General features: G+C 52.4%; 18 protein-coding genes. 9 read left to right on the top strand and 9 right to left on the bottom strand.

Translation table 11 applies throughout. From position 1 onward, the window contains the following. Window positions 1–39 precede the first annotated feature (39 nt). Window positions 40–981 carry an alpha/beta fold hydrolase gene (locus tag Q8M42_RS20470; RefSeq protein ID WP_304863160.1) on the top strand — a complete coding sequence of 314 codons (942 nt, stop codon included), beginning with the start codon at window positions 40–42 and terminating at the stop codon, window positions 979–981. 192 nt (window positions 982–1,173) lie between these two features. On the opposite strand, the gene Q8M42_RS20465 is transcribed toward Q8M42_RS20470, so the two are convergent. After that, complete coding sequence (locus Q8M42_RS20465; protein ID WP_304863158.1) at window positions 1,174–2,013, bottom strand: metal-dependent hydrolase; 840 nt, start codon at window positions 2,011–2,013, stop codon at window positions 1,174–1,176. Window positions 2,014–2,412: 399 nt separating this feature from the next. Between Q8M42_RS20465 and Q8M42_RS20460 the strand changes: the two genes are divergently transcribed. Together Q8M42_RS20460 and Q8M42_RS20455 are read left to right on the top strand one after the other, a co-directional pair. Continuing rightward, entirely contained in the window at window positions 2,413–3,438 is a 1,026-nt protein-coding gene (locus tag Q8M42_RS20460) for an AraC family transcriptional regulator (RefSeq protein WP_304863156.1), read from the top strand. A gap of 895 nt (window positions 3,439–4,333) precedes the next feature. Then, window positions 4,334–5,233: a replication protein RepA gene (locus Q8M42_RS20455; protein WP_304863154.1), complete on the top strand. Its 900-nt coding sequence runs from the start codon at window positions 4,334–4,336 to the stop codon at window positions 5,231–5,233. A 305-nt stretch (window positions 5,234–5,538) separates the two neighbouring features. Here the strand turns inward: Q8M42_RS20455 and Q8M42_RS20450 are convergent, their stop codons facing one another. Further along, window positions 5,539–5,817 (bottom strand): helix-turn-helix domain-containing protein, encoded by a 279-nt coding sequence (locus tag Q8M42_RS20450; protein ID WP_304863152.1) that lies wholly within the window; start codon window positions 5,815–5,817, stop codon window positions 5,539–5,541. A 124-nt stretch (window positions 5,818–5,941) separates the two neighbouring features. Between Q8M42_RS20450 and Q8M42_RS20445 the strand changes: the two genes are divergently transcribed. The 5 genes from Q8M42_RS20445 (at window position 5,942) to Q8M42_RS20425 (ending at window position 9,336) form a co-directional block, all read left to right on the top strand. Then, window positions 5,942–6,364, top strand: coding sequence for a hypothetical protein (locus Q8M42_RS20445; RefSeq protein WP_304863151.1), 423 nt, complete (start codon window positions 5,942–5,944; stop codon window positions 6,362–6,364). Between the two features lie 543 nt (window positions 6,365–6,907). Further along, entirely contained in the window at window positions 6,908–7,924 is a 1,017-nt protein-coding gene (locus tag Q8M42_RS20440; protein WP_304863148.1) for a hypothetical protein, read from the top strand. A gap of 177 nt (window positions 7,925–8,101) precedes the next feature. Continuing rightward, on the top strand, window positions 8,102–8,485 hold the full coding sequence (locus tag Q8M42_RS20435) for a hypothetical protein (protein ID WP_304863145.1): 384 nt from the start codon (window positions 8,102–8,104) through the stop codon (window positions 8,483–8,485). Continuing rightward, window positions 8,482–8,730, top strand: a complete 249-nt coding sequence (locus tag Q8M42_RS20430; protein ID WP_304863143.1) for a hypothetical protein — start codon at window positions 8,482–8,484, stop codon at window positions 8,728–8,730. Before Q8M42_RS20435 ends, Q8M42_RS20430 begins: the two co-directional genes overlap by 4 nt. Before the next feature lie 129 nt (window positions 8,731–8,859). Further along, entirely contained in the window at window positions 8,860–9,336 is a 477-nt protein-coding gene (locus tag Q8M42_RS20425; protein WP_304863141.1) for a hypothetical protein, read from the top strand. A 390-nt stretch (window positions 9,337–9,726) separates the two neighbouring features. Here Q8M42_RS20425 and Q8M42_RS20420 read toward each other — a convergent pair whose 3' ends face one another. The 5 genes from Q8M42_RS20420 to hsdR all read right to left on the bottom strand — a co-directional run bounded on the left by Q8M42_RS20420 (window position 9,727) and on the right by hsdR (window position 17,776). Further along, on the bottom strand, window positions 9,727–10,554 hold the full coding sequence (locus tag Q8M42_RS20420; RefSeq protein WP_304863138.1) for a hypothetical protein: 828 nt from the start codon (window positions 10,552–10,554) through the stop codon (window positions 9,727–9,729). Further along, window positions 10,551–12,002: an AAA family ATPase gene (locus tag Q8M42_RS20415; RefSeq protein WP_304863137.1), complete on the bottom strand. Its 1,452-nt coding sequence runs from the start codon at window positions 12,000–12,002 to the stop codon at window positions 10,551–10,553. The genes Q8M42_RS20420 and Q8M42_RS20415 overlap by 4 nt, the downstream gene beginning before the upstream one ends. A gap of 184 nt (window positions 12,003–12,186) precedes the next feature. Continuing rightward, window positions 12,187–13,857 carry a restriction endonuclease subunit S gene (locus Q8M42_RS20410; RefSeq protein WP_304863135.1) on the bottom strand — a complete coding sequence of 557 codons (1,671 nt, stop codon included), beginning with the start codon at window positions 13,855–13,857 and terminating at the stop codon, window positions 12,187–12,189. Beyond that, window positions 13,854–15,323: a class I SAM-dependent DNA methyltransferase gene (locus tag Q8M42_RS20405; RefSeq protein ID WP_304863133.1), complete on the bottom strand. Its 1,470-nt coding sequence runs from the start codon at window positions 15,321–15,323 to the stop codon at window positions 13,854–13,856. The genes Q8M42_RS20410 and Q8M42_RS20405 overlap by 4 nt, the downstream gene beginning before the upstream one ends. 95 nt (window positions 15,324–15,418) lie before the next feature. After that, complete coding sequence (gene hsdR / locus Q8M42_RS20400) at window positions 15,419–17,776, bottom strand: EcoAI/FtnUII family type I restriction enzme subunit R (protein WP_304863131.1); 2,358 nt, start codon at window positions 17,774–17,776, stop codon at window positions 15,419–15,421. Window positions 17,777–18,145: 369 nt separating this feature from the next. Between hsdR and Q8M42_RS20395 the strand changes: the two genes are divergently transcribed. After that, window positions 18,146–18,427, top strand: coding sequence for an HNH endonuclease (locus Q8M42_RS20395; protein WP_304863262.1), 282 nt, complete (start codon window positions 18,146–18,148; stop codon window positions 18,425–18,427). Between the two features lie 117 nt (window positions 18,428–18,544). On the opposite strand, the gene Q8M42_RS20390 is transcribed toward Q8M42_RS20395, so the two are convergent. Both Q8M42_RS20390 and Q8M42_RS20385 read right to left on the bottom strand, forming a co-directional pair. Then, window positions 18,545–20,959 carry a S8 family peptidase gene (locus Q8M42_RS20390; RefSeq protein ID WP_304863129.1) on the bottom strand — a complete coding sequence of 805 codons (2,415 nt, stop codon included), beginning with the start codon at window positions 20,957–20,959 and terminating at the stop codon, window positions 18,545–18,547. Then, window positions 20,949–22,151, bottom strand: coding sequence for an ATP-binding protein (locus tag Q8M42_RS20385; RefSeq protein WP_304863127.1), 1,203 nt, complete (start codon window positions 22,149–22,151; stop codon window positions 20,949–20,951). The genes Q8M42_RS20390 and Q8M42_RS20385 overlap by 11 nt, the downstream gene beginning before the upstream one ends. Between the last annotated feature and the right edge of the window lie 60 nt (window positions 22,152–22,211).

Genomic DNA, 22,211 nt, shown 5'->3' with positions numbered 1-22,211 from the left:
GATGCGTCTTTCCCATAACAACAATCTAGAGGTGCCTGCATGTCTGCTTCCAGTCTCCCGCTGACGCCGCCGCTGGCGGCCGGTTTTGCCCGTCTGGGCTTCGGTGCCCTGCCGCTGGAGCGTCTTAAAGCGCGCTATGGCAATGCCGCCAATGGCTCGCGCTATATCGAACTCGACGGTTTCAACCTGCATTACCGCGATGAGGGAAGCCGCGACAAACCGGTGCTGGTATTGATCCACGGCGTGGTGGCCTCGCTGCACACCTGGGATGACTGGTTGCCAGCCTTTTCCGCCGATTACCGGGTGATTCGTTTTGATGTGCCGGGTTTCGGTCTCACCGGCCCGGCCCGCGATGGCGTGTATTCCGCTGAGCGGATGATCAAGGTGTTCGGTCTGTTGCTCGACTACCTCGGCGTAAACAAGGCCTCGATTGTCGGCAACTCGCTGGGCGGCTATATCGCCTGGAACTTCGCCCTGGCGCAGCCGCAGCGGGTGGAAAAACTGGTGCTGATCGACCCGGCTGGCTATCACATGCACAAGGTGCCGTGGATGATTGCCGCTGCAGCCTTGCCGGGCGCCACCGTGGCCATGCCGCTATGGATGCCGCGCGCGTTGATCGCCCAGGGCATCAAAGAAGTCTATGGCGAACCAGCACGGATCAAGCCTGGCGTGGTGGACCGTTACAACGACCTGACGCGGCGGCCGGGCAATCGCCGGGCGATGATGGATATCTTCCGCGTGCTGCTCAAGGTCAATAAGGAAGAGCTGCACGGCACTTCGGCGCGGGTCGCACAGATTCAGGCGCCGACGCTGCTGCTGTGGGGCGAGCGTGATCGCTGGATTTCACCCAAGCATGTGCCGCTGTGGCAGCATGACTTGCCGGGGATTCAGGTAAAAACCTACCCGGGCGTTGGGCATATTCCGATGGAAGAAATCCCGCAGCAAAGCGCGGCCGATACCCTGCGTTTTCTCCAGGGGTGATTTTTGGATATGCGGGCTGCGGTTGCGCCGTGGCCCGCAGCTTCAGGAGGAGCGGGGCGTAGCCCGGATGCAATCCAGGAGCGGATTGATTGACGGGAAATTTCCCCGGATTACATCCGGGCTACAGAAATGCTGACGCACACTAAAAAGGGAGCCATCTGGCTCCCTTGTTGTTTGGCTGCAGCGTCCGGCTTAGGCCGCCTGGCTTTGTGCAGGCAGATCGAACTCACTGCGGGTCTGGTAGAGCAACTCCAGGTTGTTATGCTCCCAAGGGTGGAAGTTGGGCTTGAAGAAGTCGCGGTAGGTGCTGATCAGCGGGCGGAATACGCCTTCTTTGCCCCACATCCATCGGATGCCGTCGCGCCATACGCGCCAGTTCCACAGCAGGCCGTCCTGTTTGAGCATGTGTGCCAGGCCACGGGTGGTGTCGAGGACGAAGAAGAAGGTGCCCATGATCATCGCCCGGCGCAGCAGTTTGCGGCTGCCGCACACCTGGTTGTACACGTCGAAGGCCACCGCCTTGTGCTCGGTTTCCTCCAGCGCGTGCCAGCGCCACAGGCGCACCATAGTCGGGTGGGCGCCTGCCAGGTGTTTCGGGTCTTTGAGCAGGCCGTCGGCCATGATCGCGGTGATATGTTCCAGTGCCGCAGTGGCTGCTAACTGGCGCTGCGGCGAGAACTTCTTCTGGGTGTAGCGAATCCGCGCCTGGGCGCGTTTCTCGATACGGGTGATGTTGTAACCCAGGTCGCGCAGGCGATTGCTGTATTCCAGATGCTCGCGGCTGTGGTGGCCTTCCTGGCCGATAAAGCCACGGATCTGCTCTTTCAGCACCGGGTCGTCGATCTGGTCGCGGAAGTGCCGCACCGAATCGATAAAGAAGCGTTCGCCGTCGGGGAACAGCACCGACATGGCATCGAACAAATGGCTTTTGAAGGCATCGCCGCTGTGCCAGTGACGCGGCAGGGGATTAGGGAAATCGAAATCCATATGCCGTGGACGAATCTGCAAACCTTCCGGGGTAGTGCTGACCATGCTGACTCCCTGAGTCTGTGACTAAAGCGTGGTTTCACTATGGATTCGCCAAGCGCTTCGGCAAAGGTTCACAACAGCCAATGTTTCGGTCATTTGTGGCCAATGTTGTACGCTTGTGCCAACCTCTGGAACCTATTAGCGCTGTGGTGCTTGTTGCGAGTGCCCGTACTAGAGCGTTTTCAGCGTGACGAAGAGTATTTGCTGCAGCAATAGCATGCATGCGCCCAACCTTCGGTTGTGGTGAGCGACCGATCAAGTCCTGAGTATGGGTAAGCCTTTGCGCGAACTCGGTTGGTTTGCCGGCCATGGCCCATGCTGCAGTGATGCCCTTGTCGGGTTTTGTCGAACAAGGTTATCGTCGCTGCCAGTGGTCATATCTGGCCAGATAATAAGAAGCCCATGAAGCCATCATTGAATTTCTCCGCCGAACTGGTTCCCGTTGCCTACGCTGCCGCCTTGCTCGATTTGGTCGAGGAACTGGGTGTGCCTCGTGCGCAGCTGTTTGCCGAGGCGCGGGTACGCCCCGAAGTGCTGGGCAATCCGCAGGGGCGGTTGTCCTTTATCGACTTTACCCAACTCACCAGCAACGCCTTGCGTTTGTGTGATGAGCCGGCGTTGGGCCTGCTGCTCGGGCAGCGGCTGAATGTCTCGACCCACGGCATCCTCGGCTATGCGGTGCTGTCCAGCGCCAACCTCGGCAAGGCCATGCAGTTTGCCCTCAAGTACTACCGGGTGCTGGGCCTGACCTATGAGCTGGAAATGGTCGAGCTGGGCACCCGGATCGAACTGCGCGCCAGTGAAACCATGCCGCTGGGCCCGCTCAGCCGCTTTGCCGCAGAAGGTTTGCTGACCAGTCTCTACACCATCGCGCGGTTTCTGGTGGGGGAGCGCTTGCAGGCGGTGGAGGTGGGCTTTGCCCATGCTGCGCCGCATTACGCCGAGCGCTACGAGCGGCTGTTTGGCGTAGCGGTGGCGTTTGATCAGCCCTATCACCGCCTGAGTATGCCGATCACCTATCTGGACCGGCCGATGGCGCTGGCCAACCCGGCCACGGTGCAAATGTGCGAGCAGCAATGCGAAGCCCTGCTGGCCAGCCTGGATGTGCAAGACGGCCTGCTGACCCGCGTGCGCCGCCTGCTATTGGCGCGCCCCGGCGACTTTCCCGACCTGGCCAGCGCCGCTGCCGCCCTGCACACCAGCGGCCGCAGCCTGCGCCGGCATCTGTCGAACATGGGTACCAGTTATCAGCAGGTGCTTGATGAAGTGCGCAAGAGCCTGGCCCTGCAATACCTCACCACCACCCACCTGCCGCTGTATGAAATCGCCTACCTGCTGGGCTTCAGCGACCCGTCGAATTTTCGCCGTGCGTTCAAGAAATGGACGGGTAAACTGCCCAGCGATTACCGCGCTGAGGAATATCCATGAGTTCTACCGCAACCCCGACCCTGATCCGCGAAACCTTCCCCGTCGGGCCTTTGCAGTGCAACTGCAAAATTTAGCGTCCTCATGATGCCTGAAAACACAGCCTGTTAGGCCTTTAGCCCTTTGTTTATCTGGGTTTAGCAGGCCTTGGCGATAACCGGCGGTCACGCTGAATCATCATGATTCACCGGCTCAGTGTGACAAAAGTGTGCCAAGTGGTTGAGGTAATTACCGCCGATGATTAAGCTAGAGGCAATCGAACTGGCGGGGTCCGAAAATGGCCCTGGTCTCTAGATGCTCGGTAGTTGGCCTGCGGGGTATTGATGATGAGTCGCAGGGTGCCTCGGTCCAGTGCCACCCACGCAAAAAGCGGATGTAGTGCGGGTGGAAGAAAGGATACCTCTTATGAGGTGGTCGCCTGACGACGCGATGCTGCCAGCTTTGATGGGGCTGGATTCCAATCAGTGGAGCGCGGAGGAGAGCGAGAAGCAGATGAGGGCACAACCCCGCATCCGAATGGATCCCGTCTGATGTGCTGAGCCAGAAGCCACAGACGGTCAATCATCGGTGCTGCCGCGAACCCATCCAATCCTGACCTTACGGTTGGGGGAGGATGTTGTTGTGTCTCTCGAAAAACTACTTACTGTTGATGATCTCGCTCTGATCCTTGACCGTGCCCCAGGCACTATCAAAAACCAGCATTCCAAGCACCCCTACAAACTACCTCCTGTCTGCCGCATCCCAGGGGCGGGCCGACTGCTGTGGCGTCGAGAAGATGTTGACCGGTGGCTTCAGCAGCATGTTGTCCGGCTTGACGTTATTGCTCCTACTGGCCCTGCTATTAAACGGAAACCTGGTCGACCCCGGAAATCTGAGCAAATTGCTCAGCGAGGTGCCTATGCTCAGTAAGCGCCAACGGAGTCTTATCGATGAAGCAATTGCTCTGGAGTTTGAAGATGCTAAGGGTTCTGGAGCAACAGGATATCTACCTCATTTCTTGGCACAGGCTACTTTGCCGCACAAAGATCCAAAGTGTACGTATTTTGAGCGAGGAACTTCAAAACTCACGCTGTCGATAATGGCGCATCCAAAATTTGGGATGCCTTACGGGATGATGCCAAGATTACTGCTGGCGTGGATGTGCACAGAAGCATGCCGCACACACTCGCCAGAGTTAAATTTGGGGCGGAATCAGAATGAGTTTCTTAAAAAGCTTCAGCTGCCTAGTGATGGAAAATATATTAAAACCCTGCATGCGCAAACGTTGGCTCTTATAAGGTCGCAGCTAAGTATCGAGGTTTCTAATGCTGGGGCTTTGGCTTTTGAAAACATTAAAATAGCAAAAAGCGGCTTTGTATTTTGGAGTCCAAGGCAGCCTGATGAAGAATGCCTGTGGAATAGTACATTGACGCTTGGTTCTGATTTCTATAATGCAATTACAAAGGCGCCCGTACCACTTAAGTTGGAAGCTCTCCAGGCGCTACGTAAGTCGCCTATGGCTATGGATATATATACGTGGCTCGTTTACCGAATGTTTACGCTAAACGTGGCTGCGAGATCAGGAAGGCATAAGGAAGCAAAGATTCCTTGGGTTGGTTTGAAGTGTCAGCTTGGGGGTGGCTATGAAGATACGCCGCAGGGTATTCGAAGCTTCAAAGCAAATTTTCTCAAACAGTTAAGAGGAGTCCTGCTCTATTACCCTGATGCGAGGAATTACATTGACGAAAGCCCGGATTATCTCGTGCTTAAAGCCGGGGCTCGCCCGGTAGTGCAGCAACGAGCCATTGGTTGTCTCTAAATACACTGTGGAAAAGCAGGCGGGGGGTGGGGTTATCCACGTGACATCGCTCACGCCCCCCGAGGCCCCGGGTTTTCTGGTGCGCAGCTTTATCCACGTGACATCACTCACGCATCCACGTGACACCGCTCACGCATCCACGTGACATCACTCACGGAAAAACAGCGTGATATCGCTCACAGGCCGCGGCTGGCTTATGTTTCAGAGGGGCAGGGTCGTCTGCTAGTAGCTTTGCTTTTAGTTTTTCCGAGTATGTAAAAAGCTTTTCTTGTAATTGGCAGGCTGCTGCTGTGGAAAAGGTATGACTAATTATCCTCTAGGTCTAAGAGTTCGTTTTTTAACAAGGTTAGGAGCTCTTCGGTGGTTTCAGGGGCACCAGCCAATATGTAGCCCTTGGCGAGAATGATGAGGGGGTGGACGCCGATGTTGGTGGCTAGCTCGTTGAATTTCTCGAGCGTGGGGCTTTTGAGCCCACGCTCCACATCGCTGATGTAGCTCTGGCTGGCCCCTGCAACCTCTTGAGGCAGACCTCTGCTGACCCTCAACTCCTTGAATGCTTGGCCTATGGCTTGTTTCAGTTCCATTTCGCACGCTCGCAAAAGGAACGATGAAGCCCTTTGGGGCTTTAATGTTCTATACTCAAAAGAGTATATTTTCTTCGTCGGTACGGATTTCTTGCCGTGCTGGGGCGCTGATGAGGAGAGCGTGATGCAAAAAGTCATGATCGTCGCAGTTTTGGTATGCGGTGCTTTGTTGTTTGGGTGTGGAAAGACGTCCTATGAAAAGTGGCCTGAAAAGTGGGGCGAGGAGGCTACGTCATACTTTAATGAGCATGTGCCGCCACTAAATAATCTGCCAGGGAAGGTCTATCACTACCAAGTGACAAAATACAAAAGCGGCAACGCAGAATTTTTTGCAAATTCGCTCTACATTGATGGTAAGTTGATTTTTAATGACTTGCCCAATGCTGCGCATAAAGTTGGTGGTGTTTCTGCTGGGCAGTTGGAGGGGATGCATATCTTCTACAGTCGTGAGGAGGGTTATAGAGTTTTCTCGAAGTACGAGCTGCCTGAGTCGTTGCATAAAATGCTGATGAGAAACCAACCAGTATTTTTCCGGGATTATCTATAGTGGGTATAAACACGATGGGTGGGTGTATAAAGCGATCGTCAGATGCATAGCTGTATCTAGTTATGAGAAATTTCTACTGATCTGGCCGCGGAATGTATTTCTATGCATTTCTATGCGAAAAAATGCCCCGATATGCAATTGAACGCGATTTAACGCTTATGAATGCTTCCTGCTGCCGTTTTATGACAGATGAGGTTTCGCAGACTGGGTTGCTCATTCTTGCCGTCGGCCCGGGTCAAGGGGAGTGGTGCGGCCCGCAGCTTGCGAGGACACGGCCCCTTGATGCGGGGCGTCGGGAAATACCCTTGAAGCACTCCCGGGGCCAATTCATTGGCCCCGGGAGATGCCCAGCGGCGAGCGGGATACTGTTGTGAAACTCGATTATTTGAGGCTGGTGTAACTGCTATTTTCGAACGCAAATTGCGGTCGAAAATAAGGCCGTTTCGAGGTTTATCGGCGTAGCCGACGCGAGTGGAGTGGACGAAGGACACGTAGCGAGCGCCTCGACACGGCATGGGTGGGGGATACCTCTGGAGGGGCTTTATGCGTAAACCGGGAACATCGGATAAAGGCGATCTGAGGAGGTTGGCTCGGGCTATCGTGGATCGGCCCCTGAAAGAGTCGACCATTGCTGAATACTCCAGGGTAGCCGCACGAATGGGGGAAATGCATTGGCATGAATATTCGATGAGCCAGCAGCTTGGTCGACGGACCGCAGTAGTCGCGCGTTATGCATGGCGAAGAGGTATGGCGCACCGCTTACTGGGTGTGTTGAGCGAAATCGACCGTGAGCTTGATCGCGATAAACGACGGGTATTGCGTCAGACGATGGCTCTCTATTCCCAGCAGCTCGAAGCACCGCAACCTATTTATCAGCCGGCAAGCTTGAATCATGGGAAGAGGCAGTCAAAACGAGCGAGCTTGTGTGGGTTGCCAACTGATTGGCGAGTCTTGCTTTTGGCCAGACTTAAGTCGGCAGATCGGCTGGCAGCAGCTGTTTTGATTCTAACTGGATGTCGGCCTGCTGAGCTTCGAAAGGGCGTTCATGTGCGGAGGGTTGGGGCATCAGTTGAATTTACTATCCAGGGCGCCAAGGTTTCCGATTTAACGGGTGCAGGGCAGCCAGAGCGGATATTGCTCATAAATGCGAAGGCAATTCTGGGAGAAGAAATTAACGAGTTACTCCTGAAGAAAATTTCTTCGGAGGGTGACGAAATGGTTATCCAGGACGCTGGCCAGAACCGGGCATTTGAAAAGCGGCTGAGTCGTGCGGCGAAACGAGCAGGATTGTCCGGTATTAGCGCTTACAGTCTTCGACACCAATTCAGCGCGGATCTAAAAGGTGAGGCAGAACCAGATCAGGTCAGCCTTGCACTCGGGCAGGTGTCGAGGAGGAGTCGGAAGCGCTACGGGCATGCGAAACAGCGTAGGTCTGGAGCTGGAGGGTTACTGGTTTCTGTTCAGGCTACCCGAGAGCTTAGGGGGATTGGGAGCAGCTATGGGTTTGGAGCTGGCGCATCGGTATCCAAATACGATGAGCACGATTGGGGCTTTGAATAGCGGGCTCTGCCCGAACCCGCCCTGCCGGGGGCTCGCCGAGGGCCATCCTGTCCCTCAGCGCCAATAGAGCAAGCTGGTGCACGGAATCAACAAGAGAAAATCCACTGCCGGTAGCCGCTCAGCAGCCTGCCGCGCAGAGGGAATCGGCGAGATGAGAGAGCTGGGGAGGTCAATGTGATGACCCATTTGTATATCAGTGCCGGAGATTTACCGGCAGCCAAACTGGCTGCCGATGCCCGTCTATATGCCGGAGGAGGCTGGCTGTCTCTCGTCCGCGAGGCCATGGATATTATCGGGAACAGCGAGATCGCGGCGATCCGTGAGGACGCTGGCAGTTTAAGAGTTGAGCTAGTACTTAGCACGTCCGATCAGCGCTCCGCGCTGCGTGAGATCGAGCAGCGTTCATTGCAGGTCTGTGAGATCTGCGGTGATCTCGGCGAGCTGCGTTACGAGGGGATGAGAAATGGCCGGTCGGCCGGCTGGCACCGCACTCGCTGCGAACTTCACATGAATACTAGAACCAGCCGCGAAAAGATTATCAAGGAGAGTGTTGCGCTATGACTCGGAAAATCACCCTTAATCTCGACCTGAATGAAAACGATCTCGACGCGCTGCAGGCAGTGCTATCCAGCCCTGCCGCAGTCGCAAAGGTTATTTCTCCGAGCGATCCCCGCGAGCAGATCCGAATTGTCGACGTGCTGGCTGAAATGGCCGGTGGAGTTTCCAAGGCACTCGGCCATGCGATGGCCGATGTAGTCGACAAGCAGATTGCCACCCCGGCTCAGGACCATGGTCGGTCGATGTGACAAATCTAACGCTGACGCCTATTGCATTTGCAATTTTTGCCATGAGTCTTACGAGGTAATAGGGAGTCGCATTGTTGATCGTCCCCGACCATGACTGACTGGATCCTGGGACGCGACGAGGAAATCTAAATGCGCCGCGTCTATCTCGATGCCGAATTCACCAGCTTGAACCGCTATACCTGCAAGCTAATCAGCCTCGCTCTAGTCGTACCTGGTGGCCCGGAGTTTTATGTCGAGCTGATCGATTGCTGGGAAGAGGGCGGCTGCTCTGATTTCGTTCGGGAGATTGTGCTGCCACAGTTGGATCCGGTGGCCTATGGGCGCACGATAAAGCAGGCACGAATAGAGCTGCTTGGTTTCCTCCTTCGGCTCGTTCCGGTGGAGATCATCAGTGATGCGCCTGATTGGGATTGGCCTTTGCTTTTGTGGCTGGTAGGCCAGGGCGGGTTACCAGAAGGAGTAGAGGCGGGGAGAGTCAGCAGTAACATCGAGGTCACCGCCGAGTGTGAGGAGCCACCTCACCACGCGCTCTTGGACGCCCGGATACTGGCTAAATTGGTGGAGCGATCCAGCCTCGAACGACCAACCCAGATCGTTGATGGCTGAAGAGCTTGAGGCGCTAAAAAGGGACATGCACGATGCATCCATGTGGATGTGCACTGAGTTGCGGCGTAGAGCTGAATGTCGGCGTGGTGCGAGTAAGGTTGGCCAGCTTTTGACGCCAGACGGCGGTTGACGCAATGGCGCAGTTGCCTGCAATTGGTAGCAACACGGCCCCTGTCGGTTGATATGCTTCGGCGTTGAGTTTGCTTAGGGGTATTTTATTGCCTGCGATTTGATCCCTATTGGCCTACTGTCCTTGTCCCTAGTCGCCTTATATAAATTGACAGCATGACAGGTACAGAAATAGGGTCTAGCCAGCCCCAAAAAATCTTTACTCAGAGGATTATCTTATTTTTCGTTCAGGGGGAATTGGCGGGTTTGCATTAAGGCTCTCTATATCCCTGTAAATATGTTTTCAACCCAGTCCCGATCTCTGAAGCATCTTATATAGCACTCTGCCGCTTTGCTATATTCAGCATCAGCACTCATTAGCAAGCACAAGTCATGTATTACGTCATGCAGTGCGTTTGAACCTTCAAGGTTGTATCTGTCGCCGCGATCAATAAGCTCAACTACCCGGTTATAGATTCGTTCTCGATCAACATTGAATGTTGGGTAGTCAAGATTAAGCAGTAAATTACTCTTCTCAACTCGAAGTGAGGCGATAGCATCCCCTGCGAATAAAGGGGATACCACAGGTCTTCCATCAGGAGAGAAGGCGAGCAAGAGCGTGTCGCCCTGATTACATGGATCAAGAATTACTGGCTTTTCATTAACGAGTCCCCCAATGTCAGTTGCATGATTGGAGTTTGCTAGTAACGGAAACTGATCACCTTTTCCTCCAGCCTTTCCTGCGTGTAACGAATTTATATTAGGTCGGTTTGGAATGGTGCAGCTTAATCGATAGTTTGACGGCTTGAATGCTAAAAACCAATACCAATGGATTAGTGAACCATTTTTGTCCTCCACTCTGCCTTTGGGCCTGTAGTGTTCTACATCATTTAGGCAGCCGGGATTTTTTGATTCGGTATACCAGCATTTTCTATTGCTGGCCTCCTCTAAATGAGCTTTTATTTTTGACCACTTGCTATTGCCATTTTTTGATCGAGTGATTTTCTTTTCGTCTGATAACGACTGGATTGAGGTGTCGGCACGTTTTAATAGGGCCAGAATTTCTTTGGGGGCTCCGGCGATAACGGCGGCTATGTCAATATGCCTCATTCTAGGTTCCGTTTTTTGTAAATGGACTCTTCAAATTCTTTATAGTTGCTATCTCGAAATGAGATTGTAAGTCCAAGTACGTCAAGGTATGAGTTGATTTCTTTCAGTCGGGAGACTTCGTCTATCGTAAGCTTGTCTTTCTTGTACGCTAGAACTAATCGCTCATCAATTATGTTCTGAGTGTACTCGTCAAGACTAGATGGTAAGCCGAAAAACTCGCTTGTTAATACGTTTGCAACTCCCTGTCCTCGTGGGTCGCGGTGAGGGTGCTCGTATGATAATCGGTCGTTGATGTTGTGTGCTATTAATACTTGGTTTCTAGTCAGGCCTGAAATTAAAATTGGATTATGCGTTGCAATGATTACTGTGGATGATTTTGATTTTTCATGACCTAGGGCATTTCTTAAAAGGGTGCTATATCGCCATGTCCATGCCGGGTTTAAGTGGGTGTCGGGCTCGTCTAGCAAGACCAAACACTCATCTTTATCGGTGATATGTAGCCCGCCGATAACGGAGATTAGTTGCTTTTCTCCTTCGCTCAGCTCTTCAAAGTTGAAAGTTGAGATTCCATCTATGTGCGTTAGCGTGTAGTCAATATCAACGAGCATTGATTTTGATTTTAGTGCTTCCAGCATGCTGGCTATATTAGCGCCTCGCGTGCTAGTCGATGAATTGCCAAACCTCTCAAGTCCGCTCTGGTTTATTACGTACTTGCGTTTGTATTCAAGGTTTGAGGTTTCTTCCTCAGAGTCTAGTCGTGAACTAATACTATCAATTGCCCAGTTATCTAAGTCTGCGAGGAATTTTAGAATCGTACCCTGGGTGCCCCAGAATTTTGGTTCGTCATGGTTGGGGTCGTAACTATTGCTTGGTCGTATTGTAATTGATAATCGATCAAGTGAGGAGATGGAAAGGTCGTTAAGTAATGAATTCTTCCTGTCGGCAAGCACTGCAAGAAGAATAAATTTTGCCTGATCAATGTCGGAAAAATTAAAGAACTTATCTAAGTCGTCAGACTGGTTTTTAATTTTTGCAGCGTAGGTTCGTCTATAACGTTGGAACTGTTTTCTGAGCCTTTCGCAGGTGCCAGAGTAGTACCCGAAAATCATTGCGGGGAATGGTGGCATTAAGTTCGATTTATGAATTCTCTTTCTGAATGCGGTCCGAGTCCACGCAGTGTTGTCTACAGTGACAGTAAACGATCCGTTTTTAATAAGATTCGCTATGGTGACTTTTTTTCCATGCGCCTCGTACGCTATTCTAAAATTAAATTCTGGCTCTTCCTCATAATATATGCTGAGAAATATGCTTAATAGTGCTTCTATTAAGTTGGATTTTCCTGTCCCGTTATTTCCTATTATTGCCGTTGGTATTTCGCTATCTAAAAACTCAATGTGTGAGTTCCTAAGATTTTTATAGCCATCAATCCATAAGGAATTTATTTTCATGGTTATTGCTGCTCATAAACCCCGAGCGTTAATGGGGTGTTTTCAATGGTTTTTAAGTGGGCGGATTTTATTCTAGCGGAGCCTTTAAGTTTTGATATAGGTGGCTGTTTCTTGATTGTTGCTGAGACTATGGGTTGCAGAGTGTTTGGGCTGTGCTGATTAACTATTTCTAAAAGCATAGAGGTTAATTTGTAGCCTGCTGGACTAGGGTGCTGGCAATTATTTGGTTGAGATGGCGAGCCTGGGTTAGTCGGGTTTTCAGTTGGTCGCAGATGGCCATTAGCTGATCGATTTTGGCGACGATGCGGTGTTGTTCTGCTGTTGGGGGTAGAGGTAATGAAAATGCTTTAACTTTCTTCGCATTGAGTGCTGGCTGTGCGCCGCCATGTCCGTCTGCACGGTGAAGCGAGTACATAGCCTGCGCCCACAGCCAGACATATCGAGAAGCGACAAGTTCAGTATTGAAAATTAAGGCTGCAACATTCTGGTTAGTGCACGCCTCGATTTCTAGAAGAGCAGACTGCCCCCGCGTTTTTCCTTGGCCAATCATCGCTATCAATACGCTACCGGGAGGAATCATGACTGTGCTTGAGTTTTTGTGGCCCGCTAGAGTAATTCTTTCTCGCGTACTTTCTATGATAGTGCCCGCGACCTCTCCGGAGCTAACCCAAGGTATGTCCCCCCCCCAGTAGCTTGATTCTGCTCTTGAGGGTGTACTCCCAAGCTTGACTTCAGCAATATTACTTACTTTACAAACACACCATCCTTTAGGGGCAGAAATACCAAACCACCTTTCAGCATCATCGCCTCCAGCCTCTGACGGTAGTGTCCGCTCTAGCTTAACGTTGATTTCCCAAGCTCTACTAAGCAGTTCACTGGCAGACTCATCGCTGGGGTCTTGCGGCACCAGTTTGCCCATCACTGCCAGTTGCAGCAGGGTTTGTTTGAGAGCGTCGATGCTGGATTCGGTAGTGAATAGAGTGTGGAAATGCTCGGCCAGGCGTTGCCAGTTTGCTGCGAAGTCGGTGGCGTCGCTGGCTTGGGGCAGGCTGTCGAGCAGCGCCTGCACCAGTTGGGTGTGGGCGCTTTCGGCGTCTGACTGGTGGGCTTCCAGGCGGTCGCACAGGGCCATCAGCTCATCGACTTTGGCGACGATGCGGTGTTGTTCGGCGAGTGGGGGCAAGACGAGAGTAAGTGCCTCTAGCTTGCCTTTCGTGACATGCTGAAGTCCCACTCCACCATGAGCTTTAGCAATCAGTTCTTCTAAGCGAGTATTAATTGCCAGTTTTAGAAACTTGTCGAAAAATGCGTCGCCTACTTGAAAGCAAGAAAAGATATGCTGGTTTAAAGCCGCTTTTCCTCGTTCCCAAATGAACGCCCCAAATGAAGTCCCGGGTGTGCCTGACCAGCTGATGAGTATTGTTCCTGTGTCGATGACATGGCGATCATCGACAGCATCTGGATTGCAATAGTTAAACGGCGCATCTGGTTTATTCAGGTTTTGGATCCTGACAATAGGAAGGCCCGCCGCTATCCATTCTGTGGGCTTGAATGCGCGCCCATTGATCATCTCAAGACAACTTCCAAGGCGCACCCAGCTCCAGGTAACAGGCACAGAAAATGGTTGCTCCTGCTTACTTATTTCAGCCTGATGCTTTAACTTTTTACCCGCGGTCAATAACCGCGACTTCTCTTCTGCAATCCGCTTAAGCAATTCACTGGCCGGCTCATCGCTGGGATCTTGCGGCACCAACTTGCCGCGCACCGCCAATTCCAGAATTAACTCACGCAGTTTTTTGATGCCATTGGGTGCACCGGCCAGCAGTGGCAGATTGTCGGTCAGTAACGCCGTCATATCTGACGCTCCAGGGCTTCGGCCAGCACGGCTTTGAGCTGACTGCGCAGGTCGTTGATCTCGCCTTGCAAGGTGGCGTAGTTGCGCAGCAGTTCGTCCGGGTCATGGCTGATCTGCTCGCCGATATGCGGGTTTTTGCAATCGAGGTTCCAGTTGCGCGCTTGCAACTCCTCAACGCTGACCTTCCAGGCAAACTCGCCTTCCACCCGTGCGGCAAAGCCATTGGCTTCGTTGCCCCACCAGGCTTCTTCTGCGGCGAATTCTTCGATACGCATGGGGCGAGTTTTTGAGTAGTTCTTTACTCCGGCCGGGTACTGGTGTTCGTAGAACCACACCTGTTGGGTTGGCATGCCTTTCGTGAAGAACAGCAAGTTGGTCTTGATGCCGGTGTAGGGGTTGAACACGCCGTTGGGCAGACGAACGATGGTATGCAGATTGCACTCGGTGAGCAGCTTTTCCTTGATGCGGCTTTTGATGCCTTCGCCAAACAGAAAGCCATCAGGCAGCACCACGGCGGCGCGGCCACCGTCATTGAGCAGCTGCATGATCAGCACCAGAAATAGGTCTGCTGTCTCGCGGGTGCGGAAGGCTGCGGGAAAGTTGGTTTCGATGCCGTCTTCTTCCATGCCGCCGAATGGTGGGTTGGCAACGATGCAGTGCATGCGCTCGCTCGGCCCCCAGCTGATCAGCGGTTTGCTCAGGGTGTTGTCGCGGCGGATCTGGCTGGGCACTTCGATGCCGTGCAGGATCATATTGGTGGTGGCCAACAGGTGCGGCAGCGGCTTTTTTTCTACGCCGAAGATGCTGGCCTGCAGGGTGCGTTCATCCTCAGCGGTTTTTACATAGCGGCTGCGCTTGTGTTCGATGGCGCAGGTGAGAAAGCCGCCAGTGCCGCAGGCCGGATCCATGACCTTTTCGCCCAGCTTGGGATCGACCATGCGCACCATAAACTCGGTGACCGGGCGCGGGGTATAGAACTCACCGGCGTTGCCGGCGTTCTGCAGGTCGCGCAGCAGTTGCTCGTAAAGGTTGCCGAACTCGTGGCGCTCCTGGGCTTTGTTGAAGTCCACGCCTTCCTGAATCTTGTTGATCACTTGGCGCAGCAGCTGGCCGGACTTCATATAGTTGTAGGCATCTTCAAACACGCTGCGTACCACGAAGGCCGATGGCGTGTTGCTGTACTCATGCAGGTTTTGTAGCTGGGGGAACAGGTTGTTGTCGATAAAGTCCTTCAGGGCATCTCCGGTCATGCCTTCCGGGTTGGCGGCCCAGGTGCGCCAGCGGCAGCTGTCGGGAATGGGCGAGCGGTAGCTGTCGTCCATCAACTCCCATTCCTGCTCGCGGTCATCGAAGATCTTTAGGAAGAGCAGCCAGACCAACTGGCCGATGCGCTGGGCGTCGCCATCGACACCAACGTCTTTGCGCATGATGTCCTGGATGGATTTGATGGTTGAGCTGATGGACATAACGAATTCTCGGCAGGTGTGGCAACGCGGGGGATTGAAATGGGGTTGGCTGTTGGTGGGTTACGCCGCTACGCGGCTAACCTACAAGAGCTCGGCTAACTGATGTAAAGCTCGTCTTCCAGCTCATGGATGGCCTTGATGTAACCGGCCTTGCCGCCAAATGCTTTAACCAGTTCGATGGGCGCACCGATCTGGCTGAAGGGGGCGAGCTGGAGGATTTTGATGTCCTCGATATGCTCGATGCCGGTATCGGCGTATTTATCCAGCAGGGCTTCGAGTACCTGGCGTGCTGCGCCAGAATACTTGGCGAAATAGTTGCGTTTTTTCACCTGCTCTGCTCGTTCGCGGCGGCTTAGGACGGGTTGGTCGAAAGCGACGTGACAGATCAGGTCGAACGGGTCGAGGGTCTTGCCCTGCTTCTTTTCTACTTCGTCGGCCAGGGCTTCCCACATCACGCCCTGGGCGGCCATTTCGTCGATGATGGCTTTCTTCTGCTCGGCTTCACTCCAGCGGCGTAGGAAGTCATCCAGCGAGGCGAACTGTTTTTGCACGCAGGCGCGGGTGTAGTCGTGCAGCGATTCGGTGATCAGCCGTCCATCCGGGCCGTAGTACTGTACACGCTCGGCGATAACGTACATGGGGATGCCGTCGATGATGTACTTGATGCGTTTCTTGCACTCTTCCTCGCCGGTAAACTCCAGGTCATCATCGGGGCCTGTAGTGATGCCGTCTTCATCGGCCAGGGGGCTGTCCGGCGGTACGGGGGAGTCGTCACCTTCAGGGGCGTAAACCACCACCGGGTCACCGTCGAAGGCCGGGTCGGCAAACAGCTCGGTGGCCTTTTTGAAGTCCATGATGGTAAACCAGTACTTGCCGTAATCCTCGTTGATGCGGGTGCCACGGCCGATGATCTGCTTGAACTCGGTCATGGATTTAATATGCTGGTCGAGCACAATCAGCTTGCAGGTTTGTGCATCGACGCCGGTGGTCATCAGCTTGCTGGTGGTGGCGATAACCGGATAGCGCGCCTCCGGGTTGATGAAGTTATCCAGTTCGGCCTTACCTTCCTGGTCATCGCCGGTGATGCGCATCACGTATTTGCGGTTCTCGGCCACGCGCTCGGGGTTGAGGTTGACCAGGGCCTGGCGCATGCGCTCGGCGTGGTTGATGTCGTCGCAGAAAACGATGGTTTTCTGTAATGGATCGGTGGCCTTGAGGAACTCAGTGACCTTCTGCGCGACCAGTTGGGTGCGCGCTTCGATGACCAGGGTGCGATCCATGTCCCTGAGGTTGTAGATGCGGTCTTCGATCAGTTCGCGATTTTTGTCGAGCATGCCCTTGGGCGGCCGCCAGCCTTGCAGGTCTTTATCGAAGTCGATGCGCACGACTTTGTAGGGCGCGAGAAAGCCGTCTTCGATGCCTTGCTTCAAAGTGTAGCTGTACACTGGCTCACCGAAGTAGGTGATGCTGGACACCTCCTTGGTTTCCTTCGGTGTGGCGGTGAGGCCAACGTGGGTAGCGTTGGAGAAATAGTCGAGAACCTCGCGCCAAGTGGAATCCTCAGCGGCGCTGCCCCGGTGGCATTCGTCGATCACGATCAGGTCGAAGAAGTCGCGAGAGAACTGTTTGTAGATGTTCATCTCTTCTTCAGTGCCGGTGACGGCCTGATAGAGCGACAGGTAGATCTCGTAGGAGGTGTCAATCTGGCGTTTGGCGATCTTGGTCATCGCCTGGCCGAAGGGCTTGAAGTCGTTGTTCTTAGTCTGGTCGACCAGGATGTTGCGGTCTGCTAGGAAGAGGATGCGTTTCTTCTGCTTGGATTTCCACAGCCGCCAGATGATCTGAAAGGCGGTGTAGGTTTTGCCGGTGCCGGTAGCCATGACCAGAAGCACGCGATCCTGCCCGCGTGCCACGGCTTCGACCGTACGGTTGATGGCGTTCATCTGGTAGTAGCGTGGCATGCGCCCGGAGCCATCATCGTAGTAGGGCGCTTCGATCTTGTGCTGAGCCTGGTCGTCCAGGCCTTTCCATTGGCAGTAGCGCTGCCACAGTCCATCCGGGCCGGGGAACTGGTCGAGGCTCAGTTCGGTTTCTACCTTGCTACCAGTGCCGCTACGGTCATGGAACAGAAAACCATCGCCATTGCTGGAGAACACGAACGGCACATCCAACGCCTCGGCATAGCCCAGAGCCTGCTGCATACCAGAGCCTACGGAGTGTTTGTTGTCCTTCACCTCAATCACTGCGATGGGCAGGTTGGCCTGGTGGTAGAGGATGAAGTCGGCCCGGCGGGATTCGCCACGGCTGTGCAGCTTGCCCCGCACGATGATGCGGCCCTTGGTAAAGCTGACTTCCTCGCGCACCTGTTTGTGCATGTCCCAGCCAGCCTGCAGGACGGCAGGGACGATGTACTTGCTGCAGATGTCCCGCTCGGAAAGCGACTTTTTATCCATAACCCCAATTCCCTTCAAGCCGGTCTGGTCGCTCCATTCCGGCACTGCTGATCGTGCTCGATGGGCGTAAATGTACCTTGTTTGGTGTTGATTGGGGGCTGGTGAGACGGTCAGATTTTAGCGGCTAAAGTTCGAGGGCTTGCCTATCAGGAGCTGGCGGGAGTAGATTTCGCCTGTCGAGACCCAGAAGGGCCGATGTTGGGCCAGTACGAGTGACTCGACTGGCACCGTGTGTAGCTCAGAAGAGCACAGCGGACTTCCTTAATTTATTAGGAGGCCGCCGTGCCTACTCAATCGAAAACCCTCATCAAATCCCGCTCTACAGCCTTCGAGCGCCAAGGTGGTCGTTGCTATTACTGCGACTTTCCAATGTGGCGAGGCTCCATCGAGCAGTTCGCTCGCCTTCACGGCATCACACTTGGCCAGGCCAGGCAGTTCCAATGCACTGCTGAGCATCTGCTTGCCCGGCAAGATGGGGGAGGGGATGGGCGGAGTAACATTGTTGCGGCTTGTCTTGTTTGCAACCAGCGTCGTCACAAGCGTAAGGCTCCCCTGAGCCCAGAAGATTATAGGGAGTTGATTCAACACCGTTTGAGTCAAGTGCGGTGGCACATAGTTCATGCACATAATAACGGTATGGGCCGCAAATGATGGGGTTAGGCGATAGAAAATTAATCTATCAACTTGTTCGTCTAAATGCGTTGGCCTATAAGATGATTATGGTGGTGCCCGCCATTGAGGGCTCCACCATATATACAGCCATATATATTAGTTTCGAGAAGTCGGGCGTAAACGCGAGCTAAGAGCGCTGCGAATGTCGGATATTTCGACTCCGGAAGCCTGAAGCTGTTGCCTTGTTTCGTTAAACACGTTCCCTTTTCCAGAGGGGTCGCTAATCGTGATTACCGTAGAAAAGTGTATCCCTTCTTCTGGCAGCGCATATCCGCTACGCGCTAGCGACTCCAATACCAGTCTCCACTGGGAGGACTCTCCGACACCACGACTGAATGTAGTGTCAGAACTCTTTACAGGCCACCATTTAGCGCCATGAGCGATTCGTTCTTTCTCAATGCTTTTGTCTGTATCGCCCTTCAGACGGTTTTTAAACGAAATTTCGCCAGTGTCTTTGTCGATTATTTCTTGCCGCAGCCATGTATCGACATTGGCTAAGATAAATTCCGCGCCAAAATTTCTGTCTATCGGTGGGCGATAAACTGTTGTTACTTTGACTTTTCCGCTGCACTTCCCATCATTAACCAGGCATGCAGGCCAAGCGAAATCGAAAATTAGCTCATGGCCAGGTAGTAAAACTCCGTTGAAAACTAATGTTATTTGGTGATCATCAATGGCGAGAGCAGGCGACGCTGCTTTGGGGATGCCTGTGCCTACAAAATCTTTTGCAATTCTCGAAAGTTTCTTGCTGTTTAAGAATTTCGGCACAGTAGAATTATGGAGAAGCAAAGCAGTTAATGCTTCACGTTGAATATACCCTTCAATTGAATGGTCTAGAGTTGCGAGCGTTTTTGCCACTAAGGGAGACGCAAAGCTTGTGCCGCAGTTGGATGATACGCCTCCTCTTGGAGTAAGAGAGTATAGGCCGTGATCATCGTCAAGCTTGCCCCCTATGTGTGCCACATCAGGTTTTGAACCGAGAGAGGGGCCCGGGCCGCGTCTAGTGTAACGTGAAGGTTTAAGTTGCCCTTTCGGACATGCTGGGTCTAGCGCGCCAACTGTTATTGAGCGGACACTGTCGGCGGGCTGAAAAATGCGATCTTTCCCTTGGTGTCTATATTCGGCTAGGAACTTAAGGCAGTTCTCATCGCCTTCAGGCCATTCGTCTCTTGAGGTAAGGCCGTCAAGGTTTCCAGAGGGTAATACAAAAATAACATCATGCTTGTCAGCCATCTGGTCAAGAATGTTTGCAAATAGACTATAGCTGCCATCTTCGACTGGTAGCGTAACAGACAGGCTCATGTTGAATATCCTGACACCTGCTTTTATAGCTTCCTCTAGTTCTGTATCTAGCTGCTCAAGAAAGTCAAAAAAACCTCGAGGGTAGTAACTTTCGTAGTCGTAGGTCGGGTGGATTCCTATGTCGTAAAATTTACACTCGGATTCTTCGAACTCGATTCCGGTGTTTAAGTGTTTGCTGCCAGCAATCAGGCCAGCAATAAACGTTCCGTGGGACGTGTCTTGAAGTGACTGGTCTATAAAATCTACTCCACCAGCTCGCCACGGTGACAAAACTCCGATTTCGGCTACGCCAGTATCAATAATCCCAACCAAAGGGTACGAACTATTGTCGTCAGCGGAAGGAAAACTGATGGCTTCCTTCTCATCACTATTCATCTGTGCTGATTGTAGAATGGGGGGCAGCAAGACTGCGCGGACTGCGGGGTGCGAGTCTATGTAGCTGATTAATTTGTTATGGATGTCAATATTCTGCTTTTCTGCTTCAGGAAGCTGTATGACAAAAAGTACGTTTTTAGCCCACTCTGTTTTTATAGTGCTGACAATTATAGGTAATTGTAACGAGTTAAGGCCTTGTTTAAATTGGAGTATTAGTTTTTCTGCAAGTGCGGATCGTGCTGGATTTTGCGAGTCTTCAGATTCATGCGCTAAAACAAAGCTTTCAACATAGTAAGCGCCTCCGGTTCGAGGGTCGGCCAGCCATTTTACTGCCTGCTCAATGCTGAATTTTCGCCTGTCATGGTTCGAATAAATTCGAATTTCTTTTATTGCACCAACTTCGCTCCGAAGTCTGCTCGGCTTGGGTGTAGGCTTTCCACTTTTCTCGTCTATTACCCATTTTGTCTGATCTTCGGCGGATAATATTTTATCCTGAATATCTTTCAGGTCTTTTGGTGTTAATTCGACTATCAGCGTCCCCAGCTGGTTGCCACTTGTTGATCTGATTTTTTTTCTAGGGAAAACCTGTAGGGTGGGGCGGTGACTTTTGGCCCATGCTCGCTCCTGAAGTTCTACGTGCGCATATACCAATGGTGAGTCGTGCAGTGCTCCAGGAAGCATGGTTCCGATAGAATTGGCCAGTTGTGTTTTGTGCTCAATGAAATCACCATCACGACCGGCAAAGAAATCGGTATTTTTTCCGCCAGGTTGGGTTTCGACGCGCTGAACATAATTTTGCGAGTTCAGCACAATTTGTACTGGGTTATTTGCCATTTCTACCGCCTCCCTGTGACTTTTCTTTCTTCAGCCAACGACTGATGGTTGATTGAGTCTTTCCAAATAGCTCGGCTAATTTTTCCTGTGGCATGGCAAGCTCTTCATCAGCATTTAAAGCTAGAGCTAAATCCTCTTGGCGGCCGATAGCCATTTCTCTGTTTATGCTTTCTGTGTCATGTGCGCTTAGCTGTATATGTATTTTTATAGATTCAAGGAAGTCGAATTTACTACCTTGAATCGCCTGTCTGCGAATTATGAAATCAGATAATTTTTCTATATCTGAACCGCTATAGCCATTTGATATCCATGTTAGAAAGCCAAGCTGGACATCTGAGAGCGGTGTGTGTCCTAAGAAATTATTTTCTAATATCTTTGCTCGGGCATTCCAGTGAGGCTTAGGTACTTCGATTCTAGCGTCGAACCTGCGCCAAACAGCCGGATCTAGTAAAGACTCATGATTGGTTATAGCGATAGTGAAACCGATTTCACTTCGGCTGTCTAAGCATTGAAGTAATGTGTTTACAACCCTTTTAAGCTCGCCAAGTTCATTTGGGTCATCTCTGAGTTTTGCAATTGCGTCAAACTCATCAAGGAGCAGTATGCATTTATATCTATTTGCAAAAGAAAACAGATTTGAAATGTTACGTGCTGTAGTGCCTAGAAATGATGATACAAGCCCGTCTAGACGAGCTACTACAAGTGGATAGCCTAGTAACTTAGCAATGTGGTGAGCTAGCAGCGTTTTGCCTGTTCCCGGAGCGCCGAATGTCATCAGGGAAAGTGCAGGCTTGATTCCAGCCTTTTTCAGCTTGTCCACATTCCGCCATTCTTCTAGAAGGCTCTCGACGCTGTTAGATAGCTCATTAGTAAATATTGGAGTGGCTGTACGTGCACTGTCGGGGAATATGATTTCCGCTAATGGTGCGCTGGTCTCGCGATCAACAGGGGCCTTTACGCTTGGGGTTAATAGCTCTCCACCCATGGCAGCAAAAGAAAGGACGACGCGGCTTGGTTGGATTTCAACACTTTTTCCTGTGGTGCGAAGCAGTTTTTCCAGCGCCTCTGCTTGGTCGGTCTGGCCATTTTTTTCTAGGGCCTTTACCAGTCTTCGCAAATGGTTCTCGATTGCGCTGTTTGGGTTCTGTAAAGCGGCTCGCGAGAGGGCTAGGACGATTGAAAAGTGATCCATTTTGGATTCCATCCGTAAAGTGCTTTGGATTATGCATAAAAAACAATATTAATGCACATA

Source organism: Pseudomonas sp. (assembly GCF_030684895.1).
Taxonomy (GTDB): Bacteria; Pseudomonadota; Gammaproteobacteria; order Pseudomonadales; family Pseudomonadaceae; genus Aquipseudomonas.
This window is presented reverse-complemented; position numbering and strand designations above follow the sequence as displayed.

Excerpts from the sequence above, each read along its gene's own strand:
- Q8M42_RS20470 (WP_304863160.1), top strand. The coding sequence starts at position 40 with ATGTCTGCTTCCAGTCTCCCGCTGACGCCGCCGCTGGCGGCCGGTTTT.
- Q8M42_RS20465 (WP_304863158.1), bottom strand. The coding sequence starts at position 2,013 with ATGGTCAGCACTACCCCGGAAGGTTTGCAGATTCGTCCACGGCATATG.
- Q8M42_RS20460 (WP_304863156.1), top strand. The coding sequence starts at position 2,413 with ATGAAGCCATCATTGAATTTCTCCGCCGAACTGGTTCCCGTTGCCTAC.
- Q8M42_RS20455 (WP_304863154.1), top strand. The coding sequence starts at position 4,334 with ATGCTCAGTAAGCGCCAACGGAGTCTTATCGATGAAGCAATTGCTCTG.
- Q8M42_RS20450 (WP_304863152.1), bottom strand. The coding sequence starts at position 5,817 with ATGGAACTGAAACAAGCCATAGGCCAAGCATTCAAGGAGTTGAGGGTC.
- Q8M42_RS20445 (WP_304863151.1), top strand. The coding sequence starts at position 5,942 with ATGCAAAAAGTCATGATCGTCGCAGTTTTGGTATGCGGTGCTTTGTTG.
- Q8M42_RS20440 (WP_304863148.1), top strand. The coding sequence starts at position 6,908 with ATGCGTAAACCGGGAACATCGGATAAAGGCGATCTGAGGAGGTTGGCT.
- Q8M42_RS20435 (WP_304863145.1), top strand. The coding sequence starts at position 8,102 with ATGACCCATTTGTATATCAGTGCCGGAGATTTACCGGCAGCCAAACTG.
- Q8M42_RS20430 (WP_304863143.1), top strand. The coding sequence starts at position 8,482 with ATGACTCGGAAAATCACCCTTAATCTCGACCTGAATGAAAACGATCTC.
- Q8M42_RS20425 (WP_304863141.1), top strand. The coding sequence starts at position 8,860 with ATGCGCCGCGTCTATCTCGATGCCGAATTCACCAGCTTGAACCGCTAT.
- Q8M42_RS20420 (WP_304863138.1), bottom strand. The coding sequence starts at position 10,554 with ATGAGGCATATTGACATAGCCGCCGTTATCGCCGGAGCCCCCAAAGAA.
- Q8M42_RS20415 (WP_304863137.1), bottom strand. The coding sequence starts at position 12,002 with ATGAAAATAAATTCCTTATGGATTGATGGCTATAAAAATCTTAGGAAC.
- Q8M42_RS20410 (WP_304863135.1), bottom strand. The coding sequence starts at position 13,857 with ATGACGGCGTTACTGACCGACAATCTGCCACTGCTGGCCGGTGCACCC.
- Q8M42_RS20405 (WP_304863133.1), bottom strand. The coding sequence starts at position 15,323 with ATGTCCATCAGCTCAACCATCAAATCCATCCAGGACATCATGCGCAAA.
- hsdR (WP_304863131.1), bottom strand. The coding sequence starts at position 17,776 with ATGGATAAAAAGTCGCTTTCCGAGCGGGACATCTGCAGCAAGTACATC.
- Q8M42_RS20395 (WP_304863262.1), top strand. The coding sequence starts at position 18,146 with ATGTGGCGAGGCTCCATCGAGCAGTTCGCTCGCCTTCACGGCATCACA.
- Q8M42_RS20390 (WP_304863129.1), bottom strand. The coding sequence starts at position 20,959 with ATGGCAAATAACCCAGTACAAATTGTGCTGAACTCGCAAAATTATGTT.
- Q8M42_RS20385 (WP_304863127.1), bottom strand. The coding sequence starts at position 22,151 with ATGGATCACTTTTCAATCGTCCTAGCCCTCTCGCGAGCCGCTTTACAG.